Source organism: Acrocarpospora corrugata (genome assembly GCF_009687845.1).
Lineage (GTDB): Bacteria > Actinomycetota > Actinomycetes > Streptosporangiales > Streptosporangiaceae > Acrocarpospora > Acrocarpospora corrugata.
The window spans coordinates 1-21,291 of record NZ_BLAD01000111.1; the positions used below are offsets into that span (position 1 = coordinate 1).

19 protein-coding genes are annotated in these 21,291 nt (G+C 67.6%); 7 read left to right on the forward strand and 12 right to left on the reverse strand.

Features of this window, described 5'->3' with window-relative positions; translation table 11 throughout:
• Positions 1-67: 67 nt before the first annotated feature.
• From Acor_RS38565 to Acor_RS38585, 5 genes are all read right to left on the reverse strand, one after another.
• On the reverse strand, positions 68-280 hold the full coding sequence (locus Acor_RS38565; protein ID WP_155341722.1) for an MbtH family protein: 213 nt from the start codon (positions 278-280) through the stop codon (positions 68-70).
• Positions 255-1,589, reverse strand: a complete 1,335-nt coding sequence (locus Acor_RS38570) for a cation:proton antiporter (RefSeq protein ID WP_155341723.1) — start codon at positions 1,587-1,589, stop codon at positions 255-257. The genes Acor_RS38565 and Acor_RS38570 overlap by 26 nt, the downstream gene beginning before the upstream one ends.
• A 14-nt stretch (positions 1,590-1,603) precedes the next feature.
• On the reverse strand, positions 1,604-2,071 hold the full coding sequence (locus tag Acor_RS38575) for a flavin reductase family protein (RefSeq protein WP_218034755.1): 468 nt from the start codon (positions 2,069-2,071) through the stop codon (positions 1,604-1,606).
• A 185-nt stretch (positions 2,072-2,256) separates the two neighbouring features.
• Positions 2,257-3,612 (reverse strand): MFS transporter, encoded by a 1,356-nt coding sequence (locus tag Acor_RS38580; RefSeq protein WP_155341725.1) that lies wholly within the window; start codon positions 3,610-3,612, stop codon positions 2,257-2,259.
• A gap of 32 nt (positions 3,613-3,644) precedes the next feature.
• Positions 3,645-4,427, reverse strand: a complete 783-nt coding sequence (locus tag Acor_RS38585; protein ID WP_170317309.1) for an AfsR/SARP family transcriptional regulator — start codon at positions 4,425-4,427, stop codon at positions 3,645-3,647.
• Between the two features lie 348 nt (positions 4,428-4,775).
• On the opposite strand from Acor_RS38585, the gene Acor_RS38590 reads away from it, so the two are divergent.
• Positions 4,776-8,042 (forward strand): AfsR/SARP family transcriptional regulator, encoded by a 3,267-nt coding sequence (locus Acor_RS38590; RefSeq protein WP_155341727.1) that lies wholly within the window; start codon positions 4,776-4,778, stop codon positions 8,040-8,042.
• 401 nt (positions 8,043-8,443) lie between these two features.
• A complete protein-coding gene (locus Acor_RS38595) occupies positions 8,444-9,319 on the forward strand; it encodes a hypothetical protein (protein WP_155341728.1) in 876 nt (291 codons plus the stop codon).
• Here Acor_RS38595 and Acor_RS38600 read toward each other — a convergent pair.
• Positions 9,316-10,791: a serine/threonine-protein kinase gene (locus Acor_RS38600; RefSeq protein ID WP_155341729.1), complete on the reverse strand. Its 1,476-nt coding sequence runs from the start codon at positions 10,789-10,791 to the stop codon at positions 9,316-9,318. The two genes, Acor_RS38595 and Acor_RS38600, sit on opposite strands and share 4 nt — an antisense overlap.
• A 114-nt stretch (positions 10,792-10,905) precedes the next feature.
• Here Acor_RS38600 and Acor_RS38605 point away from each other — a divergent pair, with 114 nt between their 5' ends.
• Positions 10,906-11,955 (forward strand): LLM class flavin-dependent oxidoreductase, encoded by a 1,050-nt coding sequence (locus Acor_RS38605; RefSeq protein ID WP_155341730.1) that lies wholly within the window; start codon positions 10,906-10,908, stop codon positions 11,953-11,955.
• Positions 11,955-13,424, forward strand: a complete 1,470-nt coding sequence (locus Acor_RS38610) for an AMP-binding protein (RefSeq protein WP_155341731.1) — start codon at positions 11,955-11,957, stop codon at positions 13,422-13,424. Before Acor_RS38605 ends, Acor_RS38610 begins: the two co-directional genes overlap by 1 nt.
• On the opposite strand, the gene Acor_RS38615 is transcribed toward Acor_RS38610, so the two are convergent.
• From Acor_RS38615 to Acor_RS38625, 3 genes are all read right to left on the reverse strand, one after another.
• Complete coding sequence (locus tag Acor_RS38615; protein ID WP_155341732.1) at positions 13,415-14,335, reverse strand: ABC transporter permease; 921 nt, start codon at positions 14,333-14,335, stop codon at positions 13,415-13,417. The two genes, Acor_RS38610 and Acor_RS38615, sit on opposite strands and share 10 nt — an antisense overlap.
• 23 nt (positions 14,336-14,358) lie before the next feature.
• Complete coding sequence (locus Acor_RS38620) at positions 14,359-15,150, reverse strand: HpcH/HpaI aldolase family protein (protein WP_155341733.1); 792 nt, start codon at positions 15,148-15,150, stop codon at positions 14,359-14,361.
• A 65-nt stretch (positions 15,151-15,215) separates the two neighbouring features.
• Positions 15,216-15,719, reverse strand: coding sequence for a periplasmic substrate-binding domain-containing protein (locus Acor_RS38625; RefSeq protein WP_155341734.1), 504 nt, complete (start codon positions 15,717-15,719; stop codon positions 15,216-15,218).
• Between the two features lie 50 nt (positions 15,720-15,769).
• On the opposite strand from Acor_RS38625, the gene Acor_RS38630 reads away from it, so the two are divergent.
• Both Acor_RS38630 and Acor_RS38635 read left to right on the forward strand, forming a co-directional pair.
• Positions 15,770-16,369 (forward strand): enolase C-terminal domain-like protein, encoded by a 600-nt coding sequence (locus Acor_RS38630; RefSeq protein ID WP_155341735.1) that lies wholly within the window; start codon positions 15,770-15,772, stop codon positions 16,367-16,369.
• A 4-nt stretch (positions 16,370-16,373) separates the two neighbouring features.
• On the forward strand, positions 16,374-17,681 hold the full coding sequence (locus Acor_RS38635; protein ID WP_155341736.1) for a hypothetical protein: 1,308 nt from the start codon (positions 16,374-16,376) through the stop codon (positions 17,679-17,681).
• Here the strand turns inward: Acor_RS38635 and Acor_RS38640 are convergent.
• Positions 17,678-18,592: a cyclase family protein gene (locus tag Acor_RS38640; RefSeq protein ID WP_174876257.1), complete on the reverse strand. Its 915-nt coding sequence runs from the start codon at positions 18,590-18,592 to the stop codon at positions 17,678-17,680. The two genes, Acor_RS38635 and Acor_RS38640, sit on opposite strands and share 4 nt — an antisense overlap.
• A 16-nt stretch (positions 18,593-18,608) precedes the next feature.
• Between Acor_RS38640 and Acor_RS38645 the strand changes: the two genes are divergently transcribed.
• On the forward strand, positions 18,609-19,790 hold the full coding sequence (locus Acor_RS38645; protein ID WP_170317311.1) for a serine hydrolase domain-containing protein: 1,182 nt from the start codon (positions 18,609-18,611) through the stop codon (positions 19,788-19,790).
• A gap of 5 nt (positions 19,791-19,795) precedes the next feature.
• On the opposite strand, the gene Acor_RS38650 is transcribed toward Acor_RS38645, so the two are convergent.
• Together Acor_RS38650 and Acor_RS38655 are read right to left on the reverse strand one after the other, a co-directional pair.
• Positions 19,796-20,509 carry an SDR family NAD(P)-dependent oxidoreductase gene (locus tag Acor_RS38650; protein WP_155341744.1) on the reverse strand — a complete coding sequence of 238 codons (714 nt, stop codon included), beginning with the start codon at positions 20,507-20,509 and terminating at the stop codon, positions 19,796-19,798.
• 36 nt (positions 20,510-20,545) lie between these two features.
• Entirely contained in the window at positions 20,546-21,166 is a 621-nt protein-coding gene (locus tag Acor_RS38655) for a cysteine hydrolase family protein (protein WP_155341739.1), read from the reverse strand.
• Positions 21,167-21,291 lie beyond the last annotated feature (125 nt).

Here is a 21,291-nt window from a genome sequence, read left to right on the forward strand (position 1 = left end):
CAAACTCGTCCACAACAGTTCTCCTTTGAATCGTCGATACACGTTCGGATACGCGGTACGCGGGCGGTCAGGTACGGCCCTCCATGCTCAGGACCAGACTCCGGGGCCGCGTCTCGGTCCAATTGGCCTCGACATAGTCCAGGCATTCCTGACGAGTGCCTTCGAATACCACGCTCCAGCCTTCGGGAACATCAGCGATCGTCGGCCACAGGGAGTACTGCACCTCGTGGTTCACCAGCACCAGATGGCGGATGTCATCTCTTTCGAAGGGGTTGGTCATCGGCTGCCACTTCCTCCTTCCGCGGTAGAGTCCGGCCCGATGACATACTCGGGCCGGCTGTTATCGATCGGGTATTGATCAGCGCGTCCGACGGCGTCTTCAGCAGCCGCATAACCGGACTGGTCACCCCGGTCGTGATCAATGCGATCAGGACGAGAATGGTCAATCCCAGTTCGTTGATCAGGTGGTACTGCCAGCCGATCGTCGCCACGACCAGCTCGGTGACGCCGCGGCAATTCATCAGCGTGCCCAAGCGCAGTGCGTCCGTCGCGGGCAGGCCCGCGAGCCGCGCGCCCGCGCCGGCTCCGACGAACTTCGTACCGACCGCGGCCACGAGCACCACGGCGAACAGCAGCCAGTTCTGCGGCGACGTGCCCAGCAGGCCGACGGACGTGCGCATACCGACTCCCGCGAAGAACAGCGGGAGCAGCACCGCGAGCGTGAAACCCTGGAGCTGACGGCAGACACGTTCCACCAGCGCGGAGCCGCGGGGCACGATCGTGCCGAACAGGAAGGCGCCGATCACCGGATGCAGTCCCAGCAACTGGGTGATGGCGGCGGCGCCCAGCGCGCCGGCGACGAGGACGGACAGGATGAGACGCCCTTCTGAGTGAGGACGTTCTTCGGCCGTCCGCACGATCTTCGCCAGTGCCGGTTTCACCAGCAGGACGGTGACCAGCACCAGGATCAGCCCCAGCCCGGCGGTCTCCAGCAGATGATTGGCATCGGCCAGGGTGAGCAGACCGAGCGTCACAGTCAGCGCGCCCCAGGTGATGCCGTCTCCGATGGCGGCGCAGGCCAGCGCGAGCGCGCCCATCTGACTGTTGTCCAGCCCCAGGTCCACCAGAATCCTGGCGAGCACCGGCAGCGCCGTAATCGAGATGGCGAGTCCGAAGAAGAACATGTAAGCGGTCGGGTGCGAGGTGGACGCGGCCATCAGGTCCCGAGCGGCGTACGCGATGACCATGCCGACCACCAGGGGCAGCCCCACGGAGCCGACGACCACCGACGCGACGACCTTGCGCTGTCTGCGTACGGTCGTGAGCTGGAGCTCGCAACCAAGCAGGAACATGAAAGTGACAAGCCCCAACTGGGCGGCCAGATCGAGGTTCCGCAGCAGATCCGGAGGGAAGATCCAGTCCCGTCCTGACGGCCACAGCGCACCGAACAGCGACGGTCCCAGCAGCAGACCTCCGATGATCTCGCCAATGATCGGGGGCTGGCCCAGCCGCCCGAGCAGCGCGCCCAGAACGTGACTGACCAGAACGATGACCGCCACGGCGAAGAGGAAATGCGCGACCGGATCCATCCCGGCTCCCTGGCTCACCGGTACGTCACGGACTCGGACATCCAGGCGGAGAACTGTTTCAGCCCGTAAAGAAGAGGAACGTCCGTCGACTGGTCGACGTTCACGACCTTCCCGAGGAGCACGACGTGGTCACCCGTCGGCATCGTCTCCTCGATGACGCACTCCGCGACCGCGAACGCGTCCGCCACCAGCCAGGGCGCGCGGACAACCTTCGAGGGCTGCCAGACCGTACGGCAGAAACGGTCCGAGGCGGGCGAGGAGAAGAGCTCTGCCGCGTACTGCCCGCGCGAGTGCAGCAGATTCACCGCGAAACCGCCACTGGAAAGGGCCGCCCCCAGTGTTCCGCTGCGAACATTCAGACAGACCAGGAGCACCGGGGGTGTCACGGTGACGCTGGTCAGTGAAGTGCAGGTCATCCCATGCGGGTTGCCTGTGCCGTCCATCGCGGTGACGACCGACACTCCGGTGGGGAACCCACTCATCAGTGCGCGGTATTCAACCGGTGTCACGTGGTCCGGCCGGACTACATCCACCACTACCTCCCCCATTCCTGGGCGACATTCCTGGGCGACGCGGACTCCGGTCGCCGAACGCCACACGATGCGCGTGACACCGCCACGGTCAGAATCAGCGGGCGCGCCATTGATCGGGTATTGATGTCAGTCGCTCAGCCGGCGGTTTCGACCCGGTCCGGTTCGGTGTCGTCCGCCCTGGCCGGCATCCGATCCCGCCCCAGCAACGTGACGGCCGCGTAGATGGCGCTGGACAGCATGACGGCGGAGCTGCCGAAGAAGACCAAGTCGATCCGGCCGAATTCAACTCCAGCCATCGAGATGCGGAACTCGGGCGGAAGCGCGCTGACGAGAGCGCCGGCCACTCCGATCGAGATGACCGTCGCGACCTGGGCTATCGGACTGAAGACCGAAAGCACCCGGCCGAGATGGCTACGGGGAACCGCCCTCATGACCAGAGGTGTGCTGACCGTGTGCAGGCTGCCGAGCCCGATGCTGAACAGCGTCACCATGATGAGCGCCGGCCCGATACTGGTCATCCGCGAGTAGAGCAGGAAGAGCCCCGACGCCAGCAGCAGACTGGCGCAGTAGGTTCTGGCGAGCCCGAACCTGTCTCCCAGGATCCCCGCGGCGGCGGAGCCGATCAGCGCGCCCACGCCGATCGCCGCCCCGATGAGCCCGAACCACTCGGGCGCGGCGTGCAGGTTCTCCTGAACGAAATAGACATCGAGCGCGTTGATCGCCCCCGCGCCCAGCATGACGAAGGTGGTCGTCACGAGGAGGGTCACCAGGACCCGGTTGCCGCGGAAGAGCCTGAGCCCGTCCACGAATTCCCGCATCATCCCTGGTCGTCCGGCTTCAGCCTGGTGCGAGTCGGGCGTGACTGACCGCACGTCGGCTGGGGCCGGTCGCACCGAACGAATCAGCGCGGAGGAGAGCAGGTACGACATGGCGCTGAGCGCGAGTGTCCACTGCGCTCCCACGGTGACGAGCAGCGGAGCGGCCAGTGGCGGGCCGAGGATCGCCGCCAACGCCATTGTCGACTGGATGAGGCCGGACGCCTTGCCGATCTGGTTCTCCGGCACTATGTCGCCGACCAGAACGATCCTGGCGGGATTGAAGAATCCCGCCGCCGCGGTGGCGAAAGTGACAACGACTCCGGCCAGGATGAGTATCACCGGGATCGGCACGGTCCCCGCGGGTAACGATGCGACGAGAGCAAGCAAGCCGATGAGGACGAATCGAACGAGATTGGCCCGCAACATTGTCCTGCGTTTGTCCCAGCGATCCACCAGTACCCCGGCGAACGGCGCGACGGCGATGGCCGCCACCGCGACCAGGATCAACACCGTGCTACTGACGATGGGAGCGTAGGGTTTCCCGTAAAGCAACACGGTCGCCACCCAAAGCAACAGTGTCGTATCGAATACGAAGTCACCGAGGAGCGAGACCAGCTGCCCGATCCATAGCCTGGAGAAATTTCGGTTGATCAGCATAAGGACCGGACCCATTCCCGTGAGGTATTTCGTATGGATACCTTCGCTCAGTCGGCGGCGACGCCGACGAGCGTGGCGAGTTCGGCGTCCTGCCGACCGGCAAGAATCGCTTCCCTTAATCGCCGTAATTCCTCGCCGGGCTCAAGACCGAGTTCCGCCGCAAAGGTACGGCGAGCAGTGTTGTAAGCCTCGATGGCCTCGACCGGTCGTCCGGCCTGGGCGAGCGCGCGCATGAGGCGGCTGTGCAGGGTTTCGCGAAGCGGGTGGCTGGCCGTGAGCAGCCGTAGGTCCTCGATCAGGTCCGGGCGGACACCCAGCCTCATGCGTACGTCGGCGTAGGTCTCCGCGACGGAGAGCCAGCGTTCGCTCAGTGCGACGGCCGCTCCGTGGAGCAGGTGACTCGTCGTGCCTGCGAGAGGCTCGCCCCGCCACAGCTCCAACGCCTGCCGGAACGCCTCCATCGCGTCACCCGGCCGATCCTCCCGCAGGGCCGCACTGCCGGCCACCGAGAGCGCCTCGAAATCCTGGAGGTCGAGACGGTCCCGGCTGCCGAGCTGGAGCCGGTAACCGGGCGGACGCGATCCGATTTCACCGGCGAAACCCACGTTGGCCAGCAGCCTTCTGAGGACGGAGACGCAGATCAGAATCTGTTTCCTGGCCGTCGTCGGCGGAAGATCATCCCAGACCGCGTCCACGAGTTGGTCAACTGATACAGTGCGCTCTGGCCGGAGCAGGAGCATGCCCAGCACCACCCGCTCACGTGGTGGAATTTTTGCGACCTGGCCTGAGGCGCCGACGGCTTCGAGTGGTCCGAGAATACGAAAATCCACTAGTCCCCCATCACTTTGAGTCTCCGGCGTGGATGAACGCGACAGAACTTGTACAGCGCGCCGATGACCGGTTCGTCTCGGAATTCGCGTCATGGCTCCGCGTGATCAAGATCTCGACGGCGACGTTCGCGCGCAGTCAGGTTCGACAGTCACCACTCGCAGGGCCCTACGGATCGGTAACCGCTGCGCCCCCAACCGCACTCGGTGTTTCTGTCACAAATCATGTGATATTAGGATTCAGCGCTAGTATGGTCGAGATATATTGCTGACCGTAAGCACCTCTTCACGCGAAAGTGTCCGCCGTGGACCGCGATCGGTACCGCTCTCAGAGATGAGGCGTCGTCATTGATGGAGTTTCGGGTGCTGGGGCCACTCGACGTAACCCACGATGGTCAGAACGTATTCATCGGTGCGGCGCACAAACCTCGACTCGTACTGGCCGTTCTGTTGTCACGCTCTGGCCAGACGGTGTCGATCGACCGCCTGATCAACGCCGTCTGGGGGGATTCTCCGCCGACCTCCGCACGTCAGAACATCCACCTCTACGTGCACCAATTGCGGCGTGCCATCGGAGCCAGGTGGATCACCAGGCAGACGAGCGGATATACGATCACCGCGGGTGATCACCTGGACGCCGTGCGCTTCCGTGACCTCACTTCGGAGGGAAGCCGCGCACTTGCCGACGGGGATCCCGAATTGGCTGACGGCATCCTGAGCACCGCGTTGAACCTGTGGCGAGGACCCGCGTTCGCCGAATTCGGCGACTGCGAGCTGATCGCCGAGGAGGCCCTGCAGCTCGATCAGCTGCGGCTCATCACCTATGAGCAGTGGGCGGAGGCGGAGCTCCTGCTGGGGAGGAACCGGGACCTGATCGTTCCGCTGGCCGAGCTGGCGCAGGCCCACCCGTATCGCGAGGGCCTCCAGGCTCACCTCATGGTCGCGTTGAATCGGAGCGGTCGCCAGGCCGAGGCACTTGAGGTCTTCCGGCAGACCCGCGCCCTACTGAGCGAGCAGCTCGGCATCGAGCCCGGTCCCACGCTCCAGCGGCTGCACCAGGACATTCTGCGGGGCGACGCACGCCTCGTGACACCTGAGCCCGCGGTACCGGTGACCATAAGGGACGCGGATCCGGTCCGTGCGTACAGCCCGCTGCCCGTACCCAGAGAACTGCCCGCGAACATTCCCGGATTCATCGGACGTGAGGACGCGCTCGAAGCGCTGGACGCGATGGCACCCGACGGCGCGGAGGACGGCGCCGACCCGGTGGCGATCTCCGTCATCACCGGGACGGCGGGAGTCGGCAAGACGGGGCTCGTGCTGCGGTGGGCGCACCGGATGGCCGACCGGTTCCCGGATGGGCAGCTCTACCTCAATCTGCAGGGCTATTCGCCCGGAACGCCGGTACGCCCGAGGGAAGCACTCGCCGGTTTCCTGCGCGCGCTGGGCATGAGTCCCGACCAGGTGCCCGTCGAGGCGACGGAGGCCGCCGCGCGCTACCGCTCGCTGATGGCGGGGCGGCGGTTTCTCGTGGTACTGGACAATGCGAGCTCGGCCGACCAGGTCCGGCCGCTGCTTCCGGGCAATCCCGGCTGCGCGGTACTGGTCACCAGCCGCGAACGGCTCACGGGGCTGGTCGCCCGCGAAGGCGCTCAGCGCATCACCCTTGACGTGCTCATCCCCGCTGAGGCCGAGGCCCTGCTCGCCCATCTCATCGGCGCGGAACGGGCCCGGGCCGAACCCGCGGCCCTCACGGAACTGGCCGTGGTCTGCGCCTACCTGCCCTTGGCGCTGCGCATAGCCGCCGCGCACCTGCTGGACCGTCCGGACTATTCGATCGCGAAGTACGCGGAGGATCTGAGGGCGGGCAACCCGCTCACCGCGCTCAGGATCGAGGGCGACGAGGAGACCGCCGTATCCGCGGCTTTCGACCTGTCGTACCGGACCTTGCCCGCCTCCGTCCAACGGGTGTTCCGCCGGCTCGGGGTGGTGGCGTGTCATGATTTCACCCCGAATTCGGCAGCCGCGCTGGCCGACCTGTCCGTGCCGGAAGCGGCGTCCGCGCTGGACCGGCTCTCTCGCGTCCATCTGGTCGACCAGCACCGGCCGGGGCGCTTCAACTTGCACGATCTGCTCCGCCGGTACGCCAGCGACCGATCCGATACCGAGGACGGGGAAGAGGATCGGACCCAGGCGAGGGACAAACTGTTCGACTGGTACTTATCCATGGTCACCACCGCCGCCAAGGTGCTCTACCCGGGCATGCTCCAGCTTCAGGTGCCCTCCCAAGCCCCGCAGCACGTGGACATCGACACCCCGGCCGCGGCCAGAGCGTGGCTGGACGACGAGCATCACAACCTCATCGCGGCGATCGGCCACGCCGTCCGCCACGGGCCGAGGCCCATGGCCTGGCTCCTGGCCGACCGACTCCGCGGCCACCACAACTTCTCCAGGAACATGGTCGACTGGCTGACCGCGGCGCGTGCCGCCCTGGCCGCGGCGTACGCGGAGAAGGACGAGCGGGCGCTGGCGGCCTCGCTCCTCAACCTCGCGCACGCGTACTACTGCCTCGCCCGTTACGACCGCGCCATCAACTACCTGATCCGGGCCATCACGCTCAGCGGCCGGTCCGGATGGACGGAGGGCGAGGTGAGCGCGCTGCACAACCTGAGCACGACGCTCATGGTCGTCGGACGTCCGGAGGAGGCCAGCCGCCATCTGTCCAGAGCGCTGGAGCTCTACAGCCTGCTGGGATCGCAGCAGGGGCGGGCCAAACTTCTGAACAACCTGGCGAACGCGTGCAGGCAGTCCGGCCGGCTTCGGGAGGGGCTCACCTACGCCATCCAAGCGCTGACGCTGACCCGCGAGACCTCGGCGCCGCGGGACGAGGCTGTCGCGATAACCACGATGGGGGAGCTTTACCACCAGCTCGGCCGCCTTGACGATTCCGCTGACACCCTGACCATCGCGCTTGCCCGGCACCAGGAACTGGGCGATCGATATCTTGAGGCCGACACGCTGGCCTGGCTGGCCATGGTGCATTGCGACGCCGGCCGCCTGGACCAGGCGCGAAGCAGCGCGCAGACCGCGCTGGAGATAGCACGCGACATCGGTGACCGTTTCACCGAGGCCCAGGCGCTGAATACGCTGGCGTCCATAAAGATCTACACCGGGCACTTCGATGACAGCGTCCACCTTCACAGCACCGCACTGCGGATCGCGGAAGAAATAAACGCCCATACCCCGTGGGGAGAAGCGCTTCTCGGATTAGGCGTGGCCCATCAACATACCGGCGAGCTCACGGCGGCCATGGGCTATGCCGAGCAAGCCCTCAAACTGGCCAACCACCCCCATTTCAGCGTTATAGAAGGGCGAGCTCTCACGTTGTTCGCCTACATCCACCACGGACAGGGTCTCTTCACGGAAGCCAGCAGGTACGGCGTACTCGCCCTCGAGAACCACCGGGAGACCGGTTACCGGATCGGCGAAGCCCACACGGAGGCGATACTCGCCAGGATCTCGCGGGACCCCACCGAGGCGGAGCCGCACAGACAGCTGGCCATCCGCCTTTACCGCGAGATCGGCGCGCCCGTACCGAAAGAGCTGAGACGAGCATGATCCGGCGGCGGGGCCCGGCAGCGAGTGCCGGGCCCGCCGGACTACCGACGTGACCTAGACCCAGTCATAAGGACCCAAATACTGAATGGGCAGATCGATCGCGCCCCCATAAACTAACCAGGCGAAGGACACGGCCGCGACGGCCGCCCCGATCAGACGCAACAGCCTACGGTCAGGCAGCATTGGCGAGTTCCCCTTCCGAGATACCCCCTGCACACGGTTTTGATTATTCGGTCGTCGATATAGCGCGCATATAACGCCTGGTAGAAGCGCTACCGGGAGATTTCATAGTCGGCCAACGGTGACGCTATGTGATCGCTTGCCCACCCCGGACAGCGCGATCAGGGACCCGTAAGCGGAGGTCAACCCTTTTGTAAGCAGGGTTGTCCACAATCGGCACCATGACGAACTCTCCCACCGTCTCCCGCCTGGCGAAGACGGCCGTCGCCCTCACCGTGATCGGCCTGGCTCTGATGGGCTGCGGTGCGCTCCCCGACTCCTCCGGCGCCGACGCGCCCGAAGTGGTCAGCACCGCCACCCAGGAAGCAGCTCCGGAAGAATCCACCACAGAAGACACCGAACCCGCAGCAGACGAACCCACCGAGGAGGCCGCAGCGGGGACCGCCGTCCAGCCCGGCGGCACCCTCGTCGACGGCAGCACCGTCTCCGGCGAGCTCACCCGAGCCGGCCAGAAAGACGTGTACGTCATAGATCTCGGCGAAGCCCGCGAATTCTACGTAGCCGACATGCAGGGCACCACCAACATGCAGTTCCAGGCGTTCTCCGACGTCGACGACGAAGCGGTGGGCCTGCCCAACCTGAGCCTGTCCTTCGGCACCTGGGTCTTCAAGCTCACCAAATCCGGCACCCACCGCCTGGAGATCTGGGCCACCGACAACACCATCGGCCCGTACGGCTTCCGCATCGCGACCGTGAAGCCGCGCACGTTCCCGGTCACCATCGGCATGAAGATCGGGGAAGGCAGCCCGGCCGGAGCGGGCCGCCTGGACGTGTCCGGACGGATCGACCGTTTCGAGTTCGACTCGGACGGCGCGACGGCCATCAAGGTGGTCGGCGGCAAGGGCGCGTGCACGGCGATCGAACTGGAACTGGTGGACGCCGCGTACACCGACATCGCCAACGCCCGGCAGCCGGTCCCGCTCTGCGGCGACTTCGACGTGGCGCTGTCGAACGGCGACGGCAAGTACGCGATCATCGTCCGATCGAACACCGCCAAAACCGGACCGTACGAGTTCCAGCTGGTTCGCGGCGGTTAGGAGAGGCGGCTGAGCTCCCCCCGGTACGCCAGGGAGCCGCCGCCCTCCTGCCCTTCGTAGGTCAGTGTGTCCCCGGCGGGGGTGAGCGTGATGTCCCCGCCGACGCACTGACCCTGCTGAACTATCGTCAGGTCGAGTGCCTTGCCCCGATTCCGAGTGATCCGCAGCGCCTGCTCGCATCCGTTCCGAACAGCGAGCCCCTCACGATCGCCCTCCGCCAGGGTGATCGTGAGGCGGTAGGTGGCCTTCCGGGCATCTTGGGAGGTGACCTCCCCTCCCCAAGTCCCCGCGAAAGCCGCGGACACCACCGTCCCCGACGCGGCCTCAGGTTCGGCCGACGTTTCCGGCACGGTCCCCGGTCCTTCCGAGGCTGCCGCCTCCGCGCTGGCGACCGGCTCCCCCGGCCCACCGGAGGGCTCAAGCGTGACCGCTCCTCCCGGCACCAGGAAGGCGGCGAGCGCGGCGACCACCGCCACTCCGGCCACGATCGAGCCGACCACCTTCCACGAGATCCGCCGCGCGGGCCGCCGCACTGCCGACCCGGGAACAGTCTCCGGAACGAACCCGCCCCCTGGCTGGAATCCCGCCGTCGCCCCAAAATCAGGCGCCCCAACAGAAGTCGCCCCGAAAGCAGGCGTCTCAAGCACCGCCGTCCGGTTGGCTCGCGGCGACCCCGCCCCGGGATCGACCAGCCGGATCATCAGCTCCTTCGCCGTCGGCCGCCGCTCCGGGTCCTTCGCCAGGCACGCCTGCACCGCCGGCAGGAGGCTCTCCGGCACCCCCGCCAGATCCGGAGGCGCGCTCAGAATGCGATGGAACACCGAAGCGACCGTGTCGTGCCCGAACGGCGCCCGCCCGGTCGCGGCGTACACCATCGTCGCCGCCCACGCGAACACGTCCGCCGCCGCCGACGCCTGCACCCCGCGCAACTGCTCGGGCGCCATGTACGGCGGCGTCCCCGCCAGCACCGACGGCGCGGTCTCCGCGTCCAGCGGCCGGGCGATCCCGAAATCCACCACCCTCGGCCCGTCCGGCCCCAGCAGCACGTTTCCCGGCTTGAAGTCCCGATGCACGATCCCGGCGGCGTGGATGGCGGCGAGTGCGGAAGCCGTACCGACCGCGAGCCGGTCCAGTTCGCCGTCCCGCAGCGGCCCGCCGGTTCTGACCCGATCGTGCAGCGATGGTCCGGCGACGAACTCGCTCACCACATACGGTTCAGGGCGATCCAGTTCGGCGGCCAGCACCCGGGCCGTACAGAACGGGGCGACGCTGCGGGCGGACGCGAGTTCCCGGGCGAGGCGGCGCCGGGTCTCCGAATCGGTGCCGCCTTTGAGGACCTTTATCGCGACTCGTTCCCCCGCGGCCGACCAGCCTTCGTACACGATGCCCTGCCCGCCCTCCCCCAGCCGGGCGACGATCTCGTATTCGCCCAGCGTGCGGGGGTCGGTGCGGTCCAGCGGGCCTGCGGCCATCAGTCCTCCTGCGCGTGCGGGCAGGTCCAACGGTAGCGAGGGTCTTCCCCCCGAAACCAGACCGGGCTAGGCTTCCCAAGCGAGCGCTTGGTTCAAGCCAACAGGCAGGTGTCCATGAAGTTCTCGACCTTCCACCTCTTCCACCGGTTCGACGGTCAGAACTTCAAAGACGTCTACGACTACCACCTCGAACTGATCGAACTCGCCGAGGAACTGGGCTTTCACGGGGTACGGCTGGCCGAGCACCACTTCCGCGACTACGGAGTGGCCCCCAACCTGTTCACGATGCTGGCCCACGCGGCCGCCAGAACGGAAAGGATCCGGCTCGGCACCGGCATCGTCGTGCTCCCGCTGCACAACCCGATCCACGTCGCCGAGGAAGCCGCCCTGGTGGACGTGCTCTCCGGCGGCCGGCTGGATCTGGGCATCGGCCGCGGCTACCAGAGCTTCGAATTCGAGGGCTTCGGCGTCGACCTGGCAGAGGCCCGGGATCGTTTCAACGAATCCCTTGAGGTCATCCTCGGCCTGTGGGGCAACGAGACCTTCCAGCACGAGGGCAAGTTCTACAAGACCGGCACGGAGATCGCGCTGGTCCCCAGACCGACGCAGACGCCGCACCCGCCGATTCACGTGGCCGCCGTCTCCCCAGAAACCGTCACCATGTACGCGGAACGCGGCCTGCCCATCCTCGCCGACCCGGCCGCCCCCTTCCGGAAGGTCGTCCAGGCCGCCGCGACCTGGCGGGAGATCTCCCCCGTCCCGGGCGAACTGGTCGTGGCGCGCAGCGTGTACGTCGCGCCGACGCTGGAGCGCGCCCGCGAGGACCAGGCCAGGTTCGAGGCGATGTTCGACCGCGCCAGGATCTTCAATGCGCAGAGCGCCCCCATCGACCCCAAGACCGGCAAAGCCGCCCAGGGCTTCGAGTACTACCAGGACCGCTACCTCAAGGGCGGTTCGGTCAGCAACGAGTTTCGCTGGGAGCAGCTGGAGGTCATCGGCGACCCTGCCCGGGTGATCAGCCAGATCGAACTACTCAAAGACGCCGGATTCGACAACCTGCTCTGCGACTTCGGCAGCACCCGGCCGATCCCCTTGACCGAGATGAAGCAGGTCCTGCGCTTCTTCGCCGCCGAGGTCATGCCCGCCTTCGCCGGAGGCCACTGATGCACCAGCTGACCCTCTCTGACGTACTCGCCGACCACGCGCGCAGCCACCCGCAGTCGACGGCTGCGGTCGACGGCGCGGTACGGCTCAGCTATCCAGAACTGGACCTGCGGGTGAACCGGCTGGCCAACGCGATGACCGCGCGCGGGATCGGCCGGGGCGACCGGGTGGTGTGGCTGGGCCAGAACTCCTTCCGGGTGCTGGAACTCCTGCTCGCCGCTTCCCGGATCGGCGCGATCTGCTGCCCCGTGAACTGGCGGCAGTCCGCCGACGAGCTGCGTTTCGTGCTGGAGGATCTGACGCCGAGTCTGGTCGTGTACGAGGACGGGGTCACTCCGGGCGACGGCTGGATCGAGTCCGGCGATGCGTACGAGGCGTTTCTCGGCGCCCCCGACCCGGTCGAAGGACCCGGCGACGACGGCCTGCCGGTGCTCGCGCTCTACACGGCCGCCTTCGACGGGCGGCCGAACGCGGCGTTGCTGAGCAGCGCGGCGCTGGTCGCGCACGCCTCGTCGCTGCTGCACGTCCGGCGGATGGAACCCGAGTTCGTGTTCCTCAACAACGGGCCGCTGTTTCACGTCGGCACCATGATGTTCACCCTGGCCACACTGCTGGTCGGCGGCACGAACGTGTTCATCCCGGCGTTCGACGCGATAGAGGTCTGCCGGGTGGTCGACGCGGAGAAGGTCACCCAGGCGTTCCTGTTCGGCCAGATGATCGACGCGGTGGCCGCCGCCAACGCCTCCGGAAAATATGACCTTAAATCACTGCATTTCGTGTCGCATTCGCCGGAGTGGGACGCGATGACGACGGTCGACGATTCGCCGTGGTGCCGGACGAAGATGGGCGGTTACGGGCAGACGGAGGTGGGCGGGATGCTCACCTTCCTCGGGCTGGCCGCCGGCGGGGCGGGGTTCGCCGGACGGCCGTCGCCGCTGGTCCAGGCCCGGCTGCTCGACGCCGAACTGCGTGAGGTCCCGCCCGGCGAAGTCGGCGAAATCTGCGCCCGGGGCAAATCGCTTTTTTCCGGATATTTCAATAGGCCGGAGCTCAACGCGTACAAGTCCAGAGGCGGCTGGCACCACACCGGCGACCTCGGCCGCCGCGAGCCCGACGGCACCCTGACCTTCATCGGCCCCAGCCTCCGGATGATCAAATCGGGCAACGAGAACATCTACCCGGCCGAAGTCGAACGTGCCCTGAAGACCCACCCCGCCGTCGCGGACGCCGCAGTGATCGGCGTCCCGGACGAGCGCTGGCACCAGGCCGTCCGGGCCATCGTGGCCCTGCGCCCCGACTCGACCGCCACCCCAGCCGAACTCATCGACCACGTCCGCGACCAGCTCGCCTCCTACAAGAAGCCGCGCGACGTCGTCGTCGTGGAATCGATCCCCAAGAAGGGCTTCACTCCCGACTACGACGCCCTCGACAGCGCTCACGGCGGCGGCAACTACCCGGGTCAGTCGTAGATCTTGGCCCGCGGATCGAGCCGCGCGTAGGTCAGATCGACCAGCAGGTTCACCGCGATCACCATGATCGCGACCACGAACACACACGCCTCGATCATGGGCAGGTCCCGGCGTTCGATCGCGCCGATGAACAAGGTCCCGATCCCCGGCCAGGCGAAGATCGTCTCGATCACCACGGCGCCGTTGAGGAACGTCGCGATCTCATCACCGGCCACCGTGACGATGGGAATCGCCGAGTTCTTCAACGCATGCTTGCGAACGATCTGCCCTTCGGTCAGCCCCTTGGCGCGCAACGTCCGGATATACGGCTTCTGCATCTCCTCCACCAGCGCCGACCGGACGATCTGAGCGATCCGCCCGATCGGCCGCAACGTCAGCGTGGCCGCGGGCAGGATCAGGTACTCCAGCCCGCCGAACCCCGACGTCGGCAGGATGGCGAACTGCACGCTGAAAATGAGGATCAGCATCAGCCCGAGCCAGAAATCCGCGATCGACACCGCCGTCAGCGACACCGTGGTCAGGAACCGGTCGGCCAGCGACCCCGGCTTGATCGCCGACCGGGTGCCGAGCAGCAGCGCCAGCGGGATCGCGACCACCAGCGACGCGAAGGTGAGGGAGAGCGTCACGGGCACCCGGGACAGCGCCAGACCCAGCGCGGGCACCCCCTGCCACAGCGAATCGCCGAAGTCGCCGACGAACCAGCCGCTCACCGTGGACCAGAACCGGTCGAAGAAGGGCTCGTCCAGGCCCAGCTTGGCCCGCAGATCCAGATAGACCTGGATCGGCGCGTCGGCGGGCAGCATCAGCCGGGCGGGGTCGCCGATCCGGTCCACCACCAGGAAGACCAGGACGAGCACACCGACCAGCACGATCAGCGAGTGCAGGGTCCGGCGCAGCGAGTAGCGCAGCATCGTGACGCACCTCCCGGGGGGAGTTAGTAGTTTCCGGTCGGCCGCGCGCCACCGGCGGGACCGCCCTTGGCGGTGGCCAGGTTGGCCCGCACGGCGCTGGCCAGCAGCGGCGCGTCCGACGCGATCGTGATCATGGTGAAGCCCTGCTCGGTGTACTTGGCCGCGTCCTCGCCGTTGGCGCACTGGATGCCGGCGGCGATGCCGTGGTCCAGGCAGGCGGCCCTGATCTCGTCGATCACCTCGACGAAGCGCGGGTCCGGCGGGGTGTGGTTGGGCAGCAGGCCGAGCGAGAGAGCGAGATCGCTCGGGCCGATGTACAGCGCGTCCACGCCGGGCACGGCGGCGATCTCGCGGACGTTCCTGATGCCGTCCACGGTTTCGATCATGATGATGCAGGCCTGGTCGGCCAGCTCTTCCGGGTTGGTGGTGCCGAGCACCTCGCGGGCGCGTACCGGACCGTAGGAGCGCCCGCCGTGCGGCGGGAAACGGAACCCGCTGACGGCGCGGGCCGCCTCCTCGGCGTTGTTGACCATGGGCACCACCACGCCCCTGGCCCCCGCGTCCAGGACCTGCATGATGCGGTTGGTCTCGTTCCAGTTGACCCGGGCGATCGGCACCGAGCCGCCCGCCTCGATCGCCTGCATCATCGGCACGCCAGTGGAGTGCTCGATCAGCCCGTGCTGGTAGTCGACGCAGCAGTAGTCGACGCCCTGGCGGGCGATCATCTCGGCGGGCACCGAGCCGGGCATGGTGCACCAGACGCCGTACGTGACCTGGCCGGCCTGCCAGCGGGTGATCAGCGGGTTGTTGCTCATCGTTCTCCTCAGTAAGGGTGGACGGGGGCGGGGCCGCGAAGCCCCGCCCCCGAGACGGGTACGGCCTAGCCGGCCGCGCCCAGCTTGATCTCCTTGACCAGCAGGAAGCCGTCCAGGCGGGGCTTCCAGTCGATGTTGGCGGCCATCGCGAAGTAGAAGCTCGGCTGTCCGACCGGGACCACCACGAACCGGTCGTAGACGTACTGCGCGATCTCCTTCAGCGCGGTGTCGCGCTCGGCGCCGGCCAGCTGGTTCGCCGCCGCGATCTTCTTCTCCAGCTCCGGGTCGCAGTACGCCGAGGTGGCGCCCTTGCAGGCGTAGTACCCCTCGATGCTGGAGCTGTAGTCCATCAACTCGTTGCCGTGCTGCTGCAGGCCGATCAGCCCGCGCTCCGGCGTGATCGCCGGGTAACCGGCCGTCCACGCCTCCTCGAACTTGGCCGTCTCCCGCATCTCGCTCTTCACGTTGGTCAGCCCGATCGAGGTGAGCGCCTGCGCGATGAGCTGGATGCTCTCGTCGGCCCGCAGGATGAAGCCCTCCCGCGCCGACACGGTCAGCGGCGCGTCCACCGGAACGCCGTCGGCCTTGGCCGCCGCGAGATGGTGATCTTGGAGGTGGCATAAAAGCCGTAGGGCGGTGGGAGGCGGTGCTGGCTGTGCTGCCCGAGGGGTGCACGCTCGCCGTGGACGCCAATGGGCGGTTCACCGGCGAGGAGGCGATCGCCTATGGTGACGCGCTCGCCGCGTACCCGCTGCACTGGTATGAGGAGCCGACCGATCCGCTGGACTATGCCGCGATCGCCAAACTGGCCGCGCGCTACCCGGGAGCGCTGGCGACCGGGGAGAACCTGATGTCCTTTCAGGATGCCCGGAATCTGGCGCGTTACGGCGGTCTGCGTGAAGATCGGGACGTGCTGCAGATGGACCCCGCGCTCAGCTACGGCTTCACCGAGTTCCGGCACACGCTGGCCGCGCTGCACGAAGCCGGGTGGAGCGCGACGCGGTGTGTTCCGCACGGCGGCCACCAGTTCAACCTCGCCATCGCGGCCGCGACGCCGCTGGGCGGGTGCGAGTCGTATCCGGGGATTTTCGCGCCGTTCGGCGGGTTCGCCGATGGTTACGGGATCGAGGATGGTTACGTCCGGCTGCCGGACGCGCCTGGGATCGGGCTTGAGCTGAAGGCCGGCCTGGGCAAGGTGTTGCACGAGCTCGCGGCTTAGGCCGGTGACCCGCTCCCCCTGGTTCCGGCATCTGCCCGCCGCCCTGCTCGCCATCGCGATCATGCTCACGATCGCGGGGCTGGTCTGGCGTCCCGCCATGCTCGCGGCCGGGGTGGCCTCGTGGGCGGCCGGGATTCTGCTGCTCGGACGGCTGAGCCGGCGATATCGGGCGATCGTGATCCTGCTGGCCGCGCTGGGCGCGATCGGGATCGGGATCGGGCTGGCGCACGGGGTGACCCCGGACTGGCGGCTGGCGCTGGCGGCCAACCAGCCGATGATCAGCATGCTGGCCGCCATCTCGTTCGTCCGGCTGGTGGCGCCGCGGGGGCGTACCGGCGATCATCGGGCGCCGACCGGGCGGTCAGCGGTGTGGCAGACGACGATGGCGGTGCACGTGCTGGGTTCGGTCATCAACCTGACCGCGCTGGACATCATCGCCAACCGGATTTTTCGTAAGATTCCGCTGCCGCGGGCCGAGTTGCTGGTGCTGTCGCGCGGGTATTCGGCGGGGGCGTTCTGGTCTCCGTTCTGGGGGGCCTCGGCGGCGGCGCTCACCTACGCTCCGGCGGCCCGGCTGCCGATCCTGATGACGGTCGGCGGCGCGCTCGCCCTGGCCGCCCTGACGATCAGCTGTTTGCAGATCACCCGGGCGTTCGGCCCGGCGGTGAAGGACTTCCGCGGCTATCCGCTGACGCTCGGGGCGCTGCGGCTGCCGATGGCGCTGGTGATCCTGGTGGTCCTGGCGCACGTGCTGCTCCCGGGCGTACCGGTCACCGGGGTCATCATGGTCTGCGCCCCGGCACTCACGATCACTCTGCTGCTGGTACGGACTCCGCGCCGGGCCACCAGACGCCTGGTCGCGCACGCTCGCCGCAGCCTGCCGGCGATGAGCGGGGAACTGTCCATGTTCCTGTCCGCCGGCCTGCTCACCGCGGGGTTCGCGGCCATGCTCGACGTGGTGCCACTGGACCCGCCGGTGACGAGGTTCGGCGTGCCGGAGGCGTGGGCGCTGGTGCTGGTGATGGTCATCTTCTCCGCGATCGGGGTGCATCCGGTCATCTCGCTGGCGGTGGCGGCCAGCATGCTGGCCCCGCTCCATCCCGACCCGACGCTGTTCGCGATGACCGGGCTGATCGCCTGGGGCATCCAGGCGGCGGGCGGGCCGCTCTCCGGGTTGAACGTGGTGCTGCAATCCCGGTTCCGGGTGGACACGTTCCGGATCGCGCGCTGGAACGCCAGCTATGTGCTGGCGATCCTCCTGCTGGCGTATCCGACCTTGTGGATGGTGGCCCGCTGGAGTTGCGGCTGCTAGAGGATCGCCAGCGGGTTGATCGGGCTGCCGGTGCCTCCTTCGATTCTCAGGGGTGCCGCGACGAAGACGAACGGGTGGTCGGGGGCGGCGTCGGCCAGGTCTTCCAGCCAGAGCATTTCGGCGAGGTGGATGCCGTGCCGCCAGAGCAGGATGAGGTGGAGGTCGTCGGCCAGGGTCTCGTCGGCCAGTTGGCGGGGGTTGAGGCCGCCGATCGCGGCGTTGTCGGAGGCGACCAGGGCGAGATCGTGTTCGGCGAGCCAGCGGCCGGCGTCGGCGGCGAGGCCGGGCTGGCCGGACCAGTACTCGTCGGGGGAACGTGCCCAGGTGAGCGGCCAGCCGGTTCTGATCACGGCGACGTCGCCGGGGCGGAGGTCGTCAGTGATCTCTTTCAGCAGGTCGGCGGATATCCGAAAATCGGCGGGCAGGTGGGTCAGGCCGAGATGGCGGGGGACGTCGAAGAGGATGCCCCGCGCGACCACGCCGCCGACTGTTTCGATGCCGCAGCGGGTCGCGCCGTATGAGCGGACCCGCGACGCGGGGTGGCCGTTGTAGAGGGATTCGCCGGACCACATGTGGCAGAGCGCGTCCATGTGGGTGGTCGTGCCGTGCGGGGAGACGAGCAGCGCGTCGTCGGCCACCCGCAGTCCCGCGCCGATCGGGCGCACGCCCGCCGCGTAGTCGCCACCGTCCACGGACATGAAATGTTGCGGCAGCGGGCGTCCGCGCAGGTGCGGGATCGTGGTGGGGGCGGGGGACGAGGTCGCGCCCCTGATCGGCATGGACAGGCTGATGACCTGGCCGGTCGTGGCGGCGGCCAGGGCGTTCAGGACGACTTCGCCGGAAAGAAGATTCAATGTTCCGCGCTGATCGTCTGGGCCGAAACGACCCCAGTTGTTAGGCTCCGAAACCAAGCAAGCGCTCACTTTCATGGGGGTGGACATGGCGATCGGCGGGCACTGCGATCCCCGCTTCTTCCGGGTACGTGAGGTGTTCGAGCGGCACTTCGCGGAAGGCGCGGAGCTGGGCGCCGCGTTCACCGTCTTTCTGGACGGCGAGCGGGTGGTGGACCTGTGGGGCGGCGTCGCCGACCGGACGACCGGCCGTGCGTGGGGGGCGCATACCCCTGTTCTCGCCTATTCCTGCACGAAGGCGGTCACGGCGACCGCGCTGTTGCTGCTGGCCGAGCGCGGCCTGATCGACGTGGCCGCGCCCATACGGGAGTACTGGCCGGAGTTCGGCACCGCGAGCGTGACCGTCGAGCATGTGCTCACCCACCAGGCCGGGCTGCCCGCCATCGAGGAGCAGGTTCCGGTCGCGGAGTTCGAGGACCAACCGGCGATCGCGGCCAGGATCGCGGCGCAGACACCCGTGTGGGAGCCCGGCACTGCGCATGGTTACCACGCGGTGACCTATGGCTTCCTGGTCGGGGAGATCATCCGGCGGGTGACCGGGAAGTCGGCCGGGGACGTGGTGTCCGCGGAGATCGCGGGCCCGCGCGGGCTGGAACTGTGGCTGGGCGCGCCCCCCGACGTGATCGAGCGGACCGCGCGACTGTCGGCGGGCGAACGAACCCAGGCCGAGCCCGTGATCGAAGTCGAGGACGGGGATCCCGCCAACCCGATGACCGCGATAGCTGCCGCCGCACGGGATCGCGACAGCCTGATGAATCGGGCGTTGGGCAACCCATCGGTGCATCTGCTCCCCGGCGGCGCGAACAATCCGGTCATTCTGCGCGCAGGCTGGCCCGCCATGGGCATGGTCGCGACCGCACGCGGCCTCGCCGCCTTCTACGCCGACCTCATCGCCGGTCGCATCCTGCGCCCGGAAACCCTCTCCGACGCGGTACGGCGTCGCGTGCGAGGACCCGACCGCGTCCTGTACATCGACAGCTCTTTCGGGCTCGGCTACATGCGTCCCGCCCTCACCTTCCTGACCCCCGCCGCGGGCGAGGAGACCGCATTCGGGCATACCGGGCTCGGCGGGTCGATCGGGCTGGGGGATGTCGAGAACGGGCTCGGCGTCGCGTACACGATGAACAAGCTGGCGGACGCGGTGGGCGGGAGCCTTCGGGCGTATCACCTGGTGGCGGCCACCTACGACAGCCTCTGAGCCGGTCATTGCATCGTGATTCCGCCGCTGACCGAGAGGGTCTGGCCGGTGATGTAGGCGGCGCGGTCGGTGCAGAGGTACGCGACGAGTCCGGCGACGTCCTCTGGGGTGCCGAGTCGGCGCAATGGGATGCCTTTGGTGAGCTTGTCGATCAGGCCGGGGTTGTCGGTGGCGACGTGGCGGAGCATGGGGGTGTCGGTGGGGCCGGGGCAGACGACGTTCGAGGTGATGCCGTCGCGAGCGGCCTCGCGGGCCAGTGTTCTGGCGAGTCCGAAGAGGCCGGCTTTGGTGGCAGCGTAGGCGCCTTCGCCGCCGGAGCCGGCTTTCGCGCCGTCGGAGGAGATGAAGATCAGGCGGCCCCAGCCTCGTGCCGACATTCCGGGGAGGAGCAGTTTCGTGAGGAGCATGGGGGCGCGGAGGTTGACCGCCCACATGAGGTCCCAGTCGGCAGGATCGCTCTGGACGAACGAGTCGAGGATGGATACGCCCGCGTTGTGGATGAGGATGTCGACCGGGCCGGCATTCGTACAGAACGCGGCGATGTCATCGGGATCGCGTAGATCCACCAGTGCTGATACCGCCGGAGAGAGTGGTTCCTTCAGGTCTGCGGCGATTACTTGGGCGCCGAGGGAGAGGAGATCGGCGCAGATGGCGGAGCCGATGGCGCCGGCGCCGCCGGTTACGACGGCCAGGCGGCCGGTGAGGGCTAGGCCGGGCATCATGGGAGCACGGTAGATGACCTAGCACTTGCTTGCCTAGGCCCAGGCGGCGAGAAGGTCTGCCGTGGTGACGCGGGCGGCGAGGAGGGCGATGGTGTGGCGGAGGACGGCCTGGGCGTAGTCGTCGGGAACGCCGGCGACGGCGTCGGTCACGACGGCGACGCGGTAGCCGAGGTTGACGGCTTCGAGGGCGAGGCCGGGGATGCCGAGGTTGAGGGAGACGCCGAGGGCGACGATCGTGGTGATGCGGAGCGCGCGGAGGGTGACGTCCAGGGAGGTGCCGGTGAAGGGGGAGAAACCGTGATAGCGGCGGGACTCCAGATCTTCGGGAGCACGGAGGGCGGGAACGATCTCGATTGCGGGTGTGCCGTCGAGCATGTGCGTGGGATCCTTCAGCAGCCCGACCACAAAGGGGCAATTGTCGGTGAACGAACCCGCCCAATCTGGCCGAAAAGCGGCAGTGCATTGAATGACCGGCATTCCGGACATCCGAGCAGCGGATAACACCCTGGCCGAATTCCCGAGAACGCCATACCGATCACACGCCTTCACCAGGTCAGGAAATTTCGCCATATCTCCGACAACGCCCCGCTGCATCTCCATCACCAGCACAGCAGTATGTCCGGGAGCGGCGAATTTCCGCAGGTCCAGCGGCATCCAGCCTCCTCATAACCAACCAAGCGCTCGGCCAACTTACCGTCTCACCCTGATCTATACCCATTCGGTTTGCAGCGAATAGGTGACATTTCTGCTCCGGTGACAAGCTGACGGCTAGGTGAGAC